At 62.1% G+C, this 11,709-nt stretch carries 7 protein-coding genes; 5 read left to right on the forward strand and 2 right to left on the reverse strand.

Annotation, left to right across the window (positions count from 1 at the left end; translation table 11 throughout):
* The first annotated feature begins 10 nt into the window (after window positions 1-10).
* Together J2Y41_RS19785 and J2Y41_RS19790 are read left to right on the forward strand one after the other, a co-directional pair.
* Window positions 11-475, forward strand: a complete 465-nt coding sequence (locus tag J2Y41_RS19785) for a ribonuclease domain-containing protein (protein WP_309931052.1) — start codon at window positions 11-13, stop codon at window positions 473-475.
* Window positions 476-481: 6 nt separating this feature from the next.
* Window positions 482-841 carry a barstar family protein gene (locus tag J2Y41_RS19790; protein ID WP_224166499.1) on the forward strand — a complete coding sequence of 120 codons (360 nt, stop codon included), beginning with the start codon at window positions 482-484 and terminating at the stop codon, window positions 839-841.
* A gap of 135 nt (window positions 842-976) precedes the next feature.
* Here J2Y41_RS19790 and glgP read toward each other — a convergent pair whose 3' ends face one another.
* Entirely contained in the window at window positions 977-3,601 is a 2,625-nt protein-coding gene (gene glgP, locus J2Y41_RS19795; RefSeq protein ID WP_309931055.1) for an alpha-glucan family phosphorylase, read from the reverse strand.
* Window positions 3,602-3,753: 152 nt separating this feature from the next.
* Between glgP and J2Y41_RS19800 the strand changes: the two genes are divergently transcribed.
* The 3 genes from J2Y41_RS19800 to J2Y41_RS19810 are packed head-to-tail and all read left to right on the forward strand — an operon-like array spanning window position 3,754 to window position 11,268.
* Window positions 3,754-5,814, forward strand: a complete 2,061-nt coding sequence (locus tag J2Y41_RS19800; protein ID WP_224166501.1) for an alpha-1,4-glucan--maltose-1-phosphate maltosyltransferase — start codon at window positions 3,754-3,756, stop codon at window positions 5,812-5,814.
* Complete coding sequence (gene treS, locus J2Y41_RS19805; RefSeq protein WP_224166502.1) at window positions 5,814-7,610, forward strand: maltose alpha-D-glucosyltransferase; 1,797 nt, start codon at window positions 5,814-5,816, stop codon at window positions 7,608-7,610. Before J2Y41_RS19800 ends, treS begins: the two co-directional genes overlap by 1 nt.
* 1 nt (window position 7,611) lies before the next feature.
* Window positions 7,612-11,268 (forward strand): 1,4-alpha-glucan branching enzyme, encoded by a 3,657-nt coding sequence (locus J2Y41_RS19810; RefSeq protein WP_309931058.1) that lies wholly within the window; start codon window positions 7,612-7,614, stop codon window positions 11,266-11,268.
* Between the two features lie 191 nt (window positions 11,269-11,459).
* Here the strand turns inward: J2Y41_RS19810 and J2Y41_RS19815 are convergent.
* A partial coding sequence (locus J2Y41_RS19815) for a hypothetical protein (RefSeq protein WP_309931060.1) occupies window positions 11,460-11,709 on the reverse strand: 250 nt, incomplete at its 5' end.

Below are 11,709 nucleotides of genomic sequence, written 5' to 3' on the forward strand. Positions count from 1 at the left end.
AGCCCCCCGCATGAAACGGATCAGCAGCAAACTGCTGGCCTTCGGGGCTCTGGTGATTGCCGTCGTCGCGCTTGTGGTCGCAATGGTGGGCGGCGGCCCGTTGACCGCCCCGCAGGAAACGTCAAGCACGCAGACCACGACGGCGGAGCCTGGCTCGGCGTCAGCGCCGTCGTCGATGGCAAACCCCTCTGCGCTGCCCAGCATCAACGCCTCGCAGCTTCCCAGGGAAGCGCAACAGACGCTTGCCCTGATTGCGAAAGGCGGGCCCTATCCCTATGACAGGGATGGCGTGAATTTCGGTAACTTCGAGGGACTCCTGCCCAAGAAGTCCAGCGGATTCTATAAGGAGTACACGGTTCCAACACCCGGTGAGCCAGATCGCGGCGCTCGCCGAATCATTGTTGGCAAGGACACGGCCAAGTACTACACCGCTGACCATTACGATTCGTTCAAGTTCATCGTCGAAGGCAAGTAGGAGCCCATGAAGATCTATTCCGCAGACACCTGGACCATCGAAGAACTTCAGGAGCAGGTGGCAGACGCCGGGCGCAGGACCATCCTCGTCCCGCCGGCGACAACAAAATCGGGCGTCCTGGAGGTCTTTGGCCAGGTCCTGGACTTCCCGGAGTACTACGGCGTGAACCTGGACGCGCTCAACGACTCCCTGCATGACTTTGCCGACGCCTTGTCCGACGACGACGGCACTCCCGTCACGATGATCTGGCAAGTCCCGGCGGCCTACCGAACGGACCGTTCCTTCGGCGTGGTCTGCGAGATCCTCCAAGACGCGGAGCGCTACGCAGGCCGTGACCTTGCGGTGATTGCGGTCTTCGAAAACTAAATTTCATAAGTCGCAACGCCTCGCCGAAGCAAACAACAAAGCCGGATGCCAGTTATCCGGAAGCGTGCGTCAAAGCGACGAAGGAGCAGCACGCGGAGGATGACTGACATCCGGCGGATGTCGTCTGGTTACGGACTAGGCGTTCGCGATCAACCCCAGTTCAGCTTTGGAAGCCAGCGCGGAGTGCTTCGGGAACACCCGGACGGTGTAGCCGAAGGACCCTGAACGGTTGATGACCAGGTCGCCGTGGAAGAGGTGGCGTCCACCTCCGAGGTTCTCCAGGGAGTCCAGTTCCGCTACGACGATGTCCTCAAGCTCATCGGATTCCTCGGCACGGCCAAACGCCACCTCCACGGAGACGTCGTCGGGGGTCAGGTCGTGGAGCGCCACGTATGCGTTGACCTGCAGGGTGTCGCCGACCTGGGGTTCTTCGGACACTCCCACCGAGTCGACGTGTTCCACTACGACCTCAGGCCAGGCGCTGCGGACCTTGGAGGTCCAGGCCGCGAGCTCCTTGGCTTCCTTGAACGATTCAGCGGTGGCCCGACGCCCGGCTACTGCCGCGGGGCAGTACAGGTTGTTGACGTAGTCGTGCAGCATGCGTTCGGCTGAGACTGCCGGGCCCAGGTTCGCCAGGGTGTGCTTGATCATGGACACCCAGTGGGTGGGCACGGTCTCGCGGCTGGATTCGGAGGGTCCTGCTGCGCCGGCGCCTTGGGCCACGGTGGTCCCGTAGAAGCGCGGTGCCACTTGGGTTTCCAGCAGCTCATAGAGTGCGGAAGCTTCAATGTCGTCGCGCTCATCTGCGGATGCGCCGTTGTTGGCCGTGGGGATCGCCCACCCGTTTTCGCCGTCGTACATTTCGTCCCACCAGCCGTCCAGGACGGAGAGGTTGAGCGAGCCGTTGATGGCTGCCTTCATCCCGGATGTGCCGCAGGCTTCAAGCGGCCGAAGCGGGTTGTTGAGCCAGACGTCGCAGCCGGGGAAGAGGGTGCGGGCCATGGCGATGTCGTAGTTCGGGAGGAACACGATCCGGTGGCGAACCTCGGGGTCGTCGGTGAACCGGACAAGGTCCTGGATCATTTTCTTGCCGGCGTCGTCAGCGGGGTGCGATTTACCTGCGATGACCAGCTGGATGGGGTGCTTGGGGTCCAGCAGGAGGGCTTTCAGGCGCGCGGGGTCGCGCAGCATCAGCGTGAGTCGCTTGTATGTGGGCACCCTTCGGGCGAAGCCGATGGTCAGAACGTCCGGATCCAGCACGCTGTCCGTCCAGCCAAGCTCGGCGTCGGCAGCACCGCGTGTCTTCCATGAGGCGCGCAGCCTGCGCCGGACGTCTTCGACGAGTTGGGTGCGCAGTTCCTTGCGGAGCCCCCAGACGTCTTCGTCGCTGACGTTGTAGGCGAGGTCCCAACGGCCCAGGGCTTCGGCTTCTGCGCCGAACTGCTGCCGTGCCAGGGAGGATATCTTTGGGTCCACCCAGGTGGGAACGTGGACGCCGTTGGTCACGGAGGTTATGGGGATTTCGGAGTGGTCGAATCCGGGCCAGAGACCGGAGAACATTTCCCGCGAAACCACGCCGTGCAGCTTGGCTACGCCGTTGGCACGCTGCGCGAGGCGCAGGCCCATGACTGCCATGTTGAAGACGGAGGGGTTGCCGCCGTCGTAGTTTTCCCGGCCGAGTTCCAGGATCCGGTCCACGGGCACTGCAGGGGCGAGCCCGGCTTCGAAGAAGTGCTTGATCTGGAGGGTCTCGAAACGGTCGATTCCTGCCGGGACGGGAGTGTGCGTGGTGAAGACGGTGGATGCACGCCCGGCTGCGAGGGCTTCGTCCCAGGTGAGGGGATCGTTGGCGTCCGACATCGCTTCCTGGATGCGTTCGATTCCCAGGAATCCTGCATGGCCTTCGTTCGTGTGGAAGACCTCCGGTGCGGGCGTACCTGTCAGTTCCTGGTAGACGCGCAGGGCTTTGACGCCGCCCATGCCCAGCAGCAGTTCCTGCTGGAGCCGGTGATCGCCGCCACCGCCGTACAGGCGGTCGGTGATGCCGCGCGCGGCTTCGTCGTTGGAGGGGACGTTTGAGTCGAGCAGCAGCAGCGGAACGCGTCCGACGTCGGCACGCCAGACATGCGCGTGAAGCTCGCGGCCATTGGGAAGCGGAAGCGAAATGTGCACCGGCTTGCCGGGGACGCCGTCCTTGGAGGGCTGGCGCAGAAGAGTCAGCGGCAGGCCGTCCGGGTCCAGTACCGGATACGTCTCCTGCTGCCAGGCGTCACGGGACAGCGACTGCTTGAAGTAGCCGGCCTGGTAAAGCAGCCCGACGCCGATCAACGGGACACCGAGGTCCGAGGCGGCTTTGAGGTGGTCACCAGCAAGGATGCCCAGGCCACCGGAGTACTGGGGCAGAACCTCGGTGATGCCGAATTCCGGCGAGAAGTAGGCGATGCAGGCCGGAGCTTCTTCACCAAGCCCCTGGTACCAGCGGGGCTCGCTGAGGTAGCGGTCCAGATCGGCCGCAGCTTCCTGTACCCGGTTAACGACTTCGCCGTTGCTGGCGAGGTCCTGCAGCTGCTCCCTGCTGATGGACCCCAGGAGGGCGATGGGGTCATGCTGCGCGGCCTCCCAGAGAGCCGGGTTAAGGCTCGCAAAAAGTTCCCTGGTGGGCCGGTGCCAGGACCAGCGCAAGTTAGTCGCCAAGCGGGCCAACGGCCGGATGGGCTCAGGGAGGACGGTACGGACTGTAAATCTTCGAATTGCCTTCACGAGCGCCACACTAACGGACTCACATGGCAGTCGGAACTGGTTTGGGTTTCTTTTAGGTAAAAGTCATCTTGCGTCGCGAAGATGGCTCGTGTGCTTAGCATTCTTGGATTTTTGTCGCTAACGTCGTGGTTGTGACGAATACCTCGCGAACCATGACCGCTTTGAAATCCAAGACGAAAACGGACATCACCGCCGGACTTCGCTTCGGCCGGTTCCCCATCACGGCTGTCCAGCCGGTGGTTGAGGGTGGCCGGTTCCCCGCGAAGGCCCTTCCGGGTGAGGATCTCGCCATCGGTGCGACCGTCTTTCGTGAAGGACATGATCAACTCGGTGTCTCCGCCGTCCTGCTTGATCCCAAGGGCAAGGAGCGCCAGCGGGTCCGCATGGCGCCGGCCAAGGATGAGCGCTGGAAAGGCCTGGACCGCTGGGAGGGTTCGCTCTCGCCGTCCGGCACGGGTGCGTGGTCTTTCGTCATTGAGGCCTGGCATGACCGCTATGGAACGTGGCACCACAACGCTGAAGTGAAAGTGGGCGCCGGCATTGACGTCGAGTTGATGCTCGCCGAGGGTGCAGCCCTTCTTTCGGAGGCAGCAGAGGACGACGCCGGTCGCACCGCTGCGGAGAAGCGCACCCTGCGTGCCGCTTCAGTCGTCCTTGCCGACACCACCAAATCTGCCGAGGAACGCCTTGGTGCCGGTTTCAGCCCCGAGGTGCTGGCCGCCGTCGGACGCGTTCCGATCCGCGAGCTGGTGACGGTTTCGGAGCCGTTCCCGCTGCAGGTGGAACGTGACCTCGCGGGTCGTGGTTCCTGGTACGAGTTCTTCCCCCGCTCCGAGGGCGCGGTTTTGGATCACGCCACAGGTATCTGGACGTCGGGCAACTTCCGCACCGCGGCCAAGCGCCTGGAGGCGGTTGCGGAGATGGGCTTTGACGTTATCTACCTGCCGCCGATCCACCCGATCGGTTTCCAGCACCGCAAGGGACGCAACAACACGCTGACGCCGGGCCCGCAGGATCCGGGCTCGCCGTGGGCCATTGGTTCCAAAGACGGTGGCCATGACGCCATCCACCCGGATTTGGGCACTTTTGAAGATTTTGACGCTTTTGTTGCCCATGCCCGCGAGCTCGGACTCGAAGTTGCACTGGACCTGGCGTTGCAGGCGGCCCCTGACCACCCTTGGGTAACGTCCCACCCGGAATGGTTCACGACGCGTGTGGATGGGTCCATTGCCTATGCCGAAAACCCGCCGAAGAAATACCAGGATATTTACCCCCTGAACTTCGATAACGATCCGGAGGGCCTTTCCAAGGAAATCCTGAGGATCGTGCAGTTGTGGATCAGCCATGGCGTGAAGATTTTCCGCGTGGACAATCCGCACACAAAGCCTGTCTGGTTCTGGGAATGGTTGATTGGAAAGATCAACAAAAAGAATCCCGAGGTAGTTTTCCTGGCCGAGGCTTTCACGCGTCCACCCATGATGCATGCATTGGGCAGAGCAGGGTTCCAGCAGTCGTACACCTACTTCACGTGGCGGAATACCAAGACCGAGCTGGAGCAGTATTTCCATGAGGTCAGCCACGAGAGCGCGGCTTTCTTCCGGCCCAACTTCTTCGTGAACACGCCTGACATCCTCACGGAGTACCTCCAGTACGGTGGTCCCGCGGCCTTCCGCATCCGCGCTGTCCTTGCCGCGACGGCAAGCCCGCTCTGGGGCGTGTACGCCGGTTACGAGCTGTACGAACACGTGGCCCGGCCCGGGGCAGAAGAGTACATCGACAACGAAAAGTACGAGTACAAGGCCAGGGACTGGGAAGGCGCTGCCGCGTCCGGCCGCACGTTGGCTCCGTACATCACCAGGTTGAACACCATCCGCAAGGACCACCTTGCCCTGGGCGACCTGCAGAACCTGACTTTGCACAGCAGCACCGATGACGCAACCATCGTCTACTCCAAGCACAAGACCTTGCCGGACGGCACCAAGGACACGTTGATCATCGTTGTTAACGTGGATCCGCACAGCGCCCGCGAAAGCACGGTTTCCCTGGACCTGGCTGCCCTGCAGCTGGATCCCGCGGACTTCAACGAGGACGGCCGGTTCCTGGTGGATGACCTGATCAGCGGGCAAAGCTGGTGGTGGGGTGAACACAACTACGTCAGGCTCGACGCACACGTGGAGCCCGCACACATCCTGAGCATCCGGAGGCAGCCTTAGTGAGTTTTTCTCCGCAAAACCCGAGCCAGTACTTCACTCCGAAGAACACCTTCGAGCTGAATGCCCCCGGTCTCCAGCATGATCCGCACTGGTACCGCAAGGCAGTCTTCTACGAAGTACTGGTGCGGGCCTTTGCGGATGCCAACGGGGATGGCTCCGGTGACTTCCACGGCTTGATCGAAAAACTGGACTACCTTCAATGGCTGGGCGTTGACTGCCTCTGGTTGCCGCCGTTCTTCCATTCCCCGTTGCGTGATGGCGGCTATGACATCGCCGACTACACCTCGGTGCTGGACGAGTTTGGCACGATCAGCGACTTTAAGCGCCTCGTGGCGGAGGCGCACGCCCGCGGCGTCAGGGTGATCATCGACCTCCCCCTGAACCACACCTCGGACCAGCACCCGTGGTTCCAGGAATCCCGGAAGGACCCCACGGGTCCCTACGGCGATTTCTACGTGTGGAGCGATACGGATGAGAAGTACCAGGACGCGCGCATCATCTTCGTGGACACGGAGGAATCCAACTGGACGTTCGATCCCATCCGGCGCCAGTTTTTCTGGCACCGCTTCTTCAGCCACCAGCCGGACCTGAACTTCGAGAACCCCAAAGTCGTCGAGGCACTCTATGACGTCATCCGGTTCTGGCTCGACCAGGGAATCGACGGTTTCCGCGCCGACGCCGTTCCTTACCTCTTTGAGGAGGAAGGCACCAACTGCGAGAACCTTCCAGCCACCCATGCCTTCCTCCAGGACCTGCGCAGGATGGTGGATGCCAACTACCCCGGACGCGTGATCATCGCCGAGGCCAACCAGCCGCCCCATGAGGTGGTGGAGTACTTCGGCACCGAGGAAGCCCCCGAATGCCACATGGCCTTCCACTTCCCGATCATGCCCCGGCTCTACTATGCCCTCCGGGACCAGAAGGCGGCTCCGATCATCCAGACCCTTCGGGAGACCCCGGAGATTCCCAAGGGTGCCCAGTGGGGGACCTTCCTGCGAAACCACGATGAACTCACCTTGGAGATGGTCAGCGCGGACGACCGCGCTGCCATGCTTGGCTGGTACGCACCGGACCCCAGGATGCGCGCCAACATTGGTATCCGGCGGAGGCTGGCTCCGCTGCTGGACAATTCCAGGGCTGAGATTGAGCTCATCAATGCACTGTTGCTCTCCCTGCCAGGCAGCCCTTTCCTCTATTACGGGGACGAAATCGGCATGGGGGACAACATTTGGCTCGATGACCGCGATGCCGTCCGCACACCCATGCAATGGAACCCGGACAGGAACGCGGGTTTCTCGGGCGCGGACCCGGGCAAGCTGTACCTGCCGGTGATCCAGTCCCTCGTCTACAACTACAGCATGGCCAACGTTGAAGCAGAGGCCGCGCACTCAGGCTCCCTGCTGCGATGGACCCGGCAGATCCTTAGCGTGCGCAGGAACCACCCCGTGTTCGGCCTGGGAAGTTTCCGCCACATCGAAGCGGACCACGAGGCCGTCCTGGCCTATGTCCGGGAACTGCCCGCCGGCAATCCTGAAGGCGAGGACGCGGAGACTATCCTGTGCGTCTTCAACCTTTCGCAGCATCCGGTGGCCGCGACCCTTGATCTGCCGGAATATGCCGGCAGGGGCTTCCGCGACATTTTCGGTGGCCAACCATTCCCGGCCGTTGGGGACAACGGCCAACTAACAGTCATGCTGGGTAGCCACAACTTCTATTGGTTGCGGCTGCGCTCTGCGTTTTCCAACCCGTCATCGCCATTTACCCAGGCGATTCCCGTGGTGTCTACCAAAGGATGAGATGAAAAAGGGAACACTTAACCCCTCGATCGAGAGTCTTCTCCGGAGCTGGCTTCCCACTAAACGCTGGTTCCCGGTGAAGAGCCCCGACTTTGCGCTGGAGCGTGTGGGCGGCTTCACCCTCCCATACCCCGAAGGTAGCGCCGGTTTGCAGGTTGAACTGCTCGCCGTAACGTATCGGACAGCCGACGGCGGTCCCCGGACCGACGTCGTCCAGGTGCCGTTGAGCTTCAGGAGCCAGCCGTTGCCGGATGCTCCCACTGCCCTGCTCGGGGAGATCACGGATCCCGAACTGGGGCTCCGGCTCGTCTACGACGCCGTGTACGACACCGAGTTCATCACGGCGTGGCTGGACCTCATGCGCCGGGAGGACACAGTAGGTGACGGCCTCGCCGCGGGCCATCTCACCCGGGGCCGTGTGGCCCTTCCGGAAGGACCTACCTCGGTCCGCGTGCTGTCCGGGGAGCAGTCCAACACGTCCGTCATCATTGACGACGGCGGTTCGACGGCGATCGTGAAGATCTTCCGTGTGTTGGCAGCCGGCAGGAATCCCGAGGTGGAGTTGGGCGCTGCGCTGACGGCAGCAGGGACAACCGAGGTGCCCGCAACGTTGGGTTGGATCACAGGTTCCTGGGATGGCCAGGACCCAGGCGGTTCGGCGACCGGCGAGCTCACGGTGGCCCATGAATTCCTGCTGGGGGGACTGGACGCGTGGAGGCTGGCAGTCGAGGCCGCTGCAGCCGGCGCTGATTTCACCAAAGAGGCCCACGAACTCGGTGCTGCAACAGCAACGGTCCACGCCAGGCTCGCGGAAACTTTCGGCACACTGGATGGCCAAACGCAGGGCGCCGGCATCATTGCGACCCTGGCCCGGCGTGTCCGCCAGTCATGGGCAGAAGCGGCTTCCGCCGTCGGGCCTTATGAGGGCAACCTCGAAGAGCTGCTGGACACGCTTCATCCCAGCGATGTGGGCCAGCTGCAACGCGTCCACGGCGATCTCCACCTTGGCCAGATCCTTAAGGTTCCCGGAAAGGCGGGGGCGCCGGGCAGGTGGGCCATCCTGGACTTCGAAGGCGAGCCCCTTCGGACCATTAACGAGCGCAACACTCCCGATCTCCCCTTGCGGGACGTCGTGGGAATGCTCCGTTCCTTCGACTACGCGGCAGGAGCCGCTGTCCGCGAGAACGCCGAAGCCAAGGTGCCCGCAACATGGGCGGATGACTGCTCCACCGCGTTCCTGGCCGGCTACAGCGAAGTCATGCCGGGAACCATTGACCGCCGCTCGCCGCTCTTTGTGGCATTGTGGCTGGACAAGGCCTTATATGAGGTGGTCTATGAGTTGCGGAACCGGCCGGACTGGCTGTCCATTCCGGTCAACGCATCACGGCAAATCCTCGACAACACGAGCCGCGGCAAGCACGCCGCGGCTACAGCGGAAGGTAATGAAATGACAGGCTCTGCACGCACCGAACGGCCCCGAGTTCCCCTGCATGTGGACTCCGAGACCTTGGCCCGCGTGGCAGCTGGAGCCCACCACGCACCACACTCCGTGCTCGGTGCCCACCTGGACGATCACGGCCACGTCACCATCCGGACCGTGAAGCACCTCGCCACGTCGGTAACGGTGGTGACGGAGGCCGGACGCACTGCCATGGAGCACGAGGCCAACGGCATTTGGGCCGCTGTCCTGGATCCGCTGCAACACGGCCATGTGCCGGACTACCGGCTGGAAGTGGTCTACGACGCCGAACCCGTCACCATTGATGACCCGTACCACTACCTGCCTACCGTGGGTGAGGTGGACCTGCACCTGATCGGCGAAGGCCGGCACGAGCGTCTCTGGGACGTCCTTGGCGCCCACGTCCAGCATTACCGCTCTTCGCTGAGTGAAGTAGACGGTGTTTCCTTTGCTGTCTGGGCACCGAACGCCCAAGCGGTTCGGGTCAAGGGTGATTTCAACGGCTGGGATGGCCGTAGCCACGCGATGCGTTCCCTCGGCTCGTCCGGTGTCTGGGAAATCTTCATTCCCGGGGTTGTAGCAGGGGCGTGCTACAAATACGAGATCCTGACCCGCGGCGGCCACTGGGTTGAGAAGGCGGACCCCTTGGCCTTCGGCACGGAGGTTCCACCGCTGACGGCATCCCGCGTGGTGGACTCCAGCTACCGATTCAAGGACGCGGAGTGGATGACTGCGCGCGCCGAAAAGGACCCGCACAACTCGCCCATGAGCGTCTACGAAGTCCACTTGGGATCCTGGCGCCTTGGCCTGGGCTACAAGGAGCTGGCCAAGGAACTGGTTGACTACGTGAAGTGGCTTGGTTTCACCCACGTGGAATTCATGCCCGTAGCAGAACACCCGTTCGGTGGCTCGTGGGGCTACCAGGTCACGTCCTACTTTGCGCCCACGTCCAGGTTCGGGCACCCGGACGAGTTCCGTTTCCTCGTGGACTCCCTGCACCAGGCAGGCATCGGTGTCCTGCTGGACTGGGTCCCTGCGCACTTCCCCAAGGATTCCTGGGCGCTGGCCCGTTTTGACGGCGAGGCTTTGTACGAGCACTCGGATCCCAACCTGGGCGAACACCCGGACTGGGGCACCCTCATATTCGACTTCGGACGCACCGAGGTACGCAACTTCCTGGTTGCCAACGCACTGTACTGGCTCGAAGAATTCCACATTGACGGACTCCGCGTTGACGCCGTGGCCTCCATGATCTACCTGGACTACTCGCGCGAGGAAGGACAGTGGCAACCCAACAAGTTCGGCGGCCGCGAGAACCTCGAAGCAATTTCCTTCATGCAGGAGGTCAACGCGACCGTCTACAAGACGCACCCCGGAGCCGTCACCATCGCAGAGGAATCCACTGCATTCCCAGGTGTAACGGCACCCACCAATCATGGCGGGCTCGGCTTTGGCCTCAAATGGAACATGGGCTGGATGCACGACTCCCTGAAGTACATCTCCGAAGACCCCATCAACCGCAGGTGGCACCACGGCACCATCACGTTCTCCATGGTCTACGCCTTCTCGGAGAACTTCCTCCTGCCCATCAGCCATGACGAAGTAGTCCACGGCAAGGGATCAATGCTTCGGAAGATGCCGGGTGACCGTTGGCAGCAACTTGCAAACCTTCGGGCCTTCTTCGCCTACCAGTGGGCACACCCCGGTAAGCAGCTCATTTTCATGGGCACCGAATTCGGCCAGGAAGCCGAGTGGTCGGAGCAGTACGGACTTGACTGGTTCCTGGCTGACATCCCGGCGCATCGTGGGCTCCAACTTCTGGTCCGCGACCTCAACGGCCTATACAAGTCAACGCCTGCACTGCATGTACGCGATAACGAACCCGGTGGCTTCCAGTGGATCAACGGTGGAGACGCCGACCACAACGTGCTGACTTTCATTCGCTGGGACCACGACGGCAAGCCTTTGGTGTGCGCAGTCAATTTCTCGGGGGGCCCGCACAACGACTACATCCTGGGAGTGCCAGAAGCAGGGGAGTGGGTTGAAGTCCTGAATACGGACTCCGGGACCTACGGTGGTTCGGGTGTCATCAATGCCGGAACATTGAAGGCTGCGTCACCGGGGACTGACGGCCAGCCGGCAGCATTGACCGTGACTCTTCCACCACTGGGAGCCTCGTGGTTCGCGTTGGCTGACTAGTTCCGTGGAACAGGGAGGGTCTGGAGCTTGCCGCTCCGGGCCCTCCTTCCCTGTGTTTCAGGGGTTTCAGAGGTGACGAGGGAGACCTCTGCCAGCGGGCTTTGCCATCTCGCTGGAGTAGGGGTATAGTTAGTACCCGCGCTGGTCCCCGAGTGGAGATCGCCAAGCAGACAAGATACCGCAAGGAAAAATCAAGTCATGCTTGCCGATTTGACTCCGAGAGGTCCAGCCGGTAAGTTTGAAAAGTTGCTCCGGAGCGATCCAGCGAAGGCTGGTGGTTCTGCTTTGGAATAGTGACCTGTTGTTTGAGAACTCAATAGTGTGCCAAGTTTGTTGATGCCGATTGTTTTTTGATTGGTTGAAATTATGGCCAGGCTGCTGCGCACCCCCGTGTGTGGTGGTTTGGTTTTCAGCTGGTTTCGAATTTTGTGCAGCCGTGTT

Source organism: Arthrobacter sp. 1088, from assembly GCF_031455315.1.
In the GTDB taxonomy this organism is placed as follows: Bacteria; Actinomycetota; Actinomycetes; order Actinomycetales; family Micrococcaceae; genus Arthrobacter.

What these genes read in the sequence shown, in the direction of transcription:
- J2Y41_RS19785 (WP_309931052.1), top strand. Translation starts at nt 11, where the DNA reads ATGAAACGGATCAGCAGCAAACTGCTGGCCTTCGGGGCTCTGGTGATT.
- J2Y41_RS19790 (WP_224166499.1), top strand. Translation starts at nt 482, where the DNA reads ATGAAGATCTATTCCGCAGACACCTGGACCATCGAAGAACTTCAGGAG.
- J2Y41_RS19800 (WP_224166501.1), top strand. Translation starts at nt 3,754, where the DNA reads ATGACCGCTTTGAAATCCAAGACGAAAACGGACATCACCGCCGGACTT.
- J2Y41_RS19810 (WP_309931058.1), top strand. Translation starts at nt 7,612, where the DNA reads ATGAAAAAGGGAACACTTAACCCCTCGATCGAGAGTCTTCTCCGGAGC.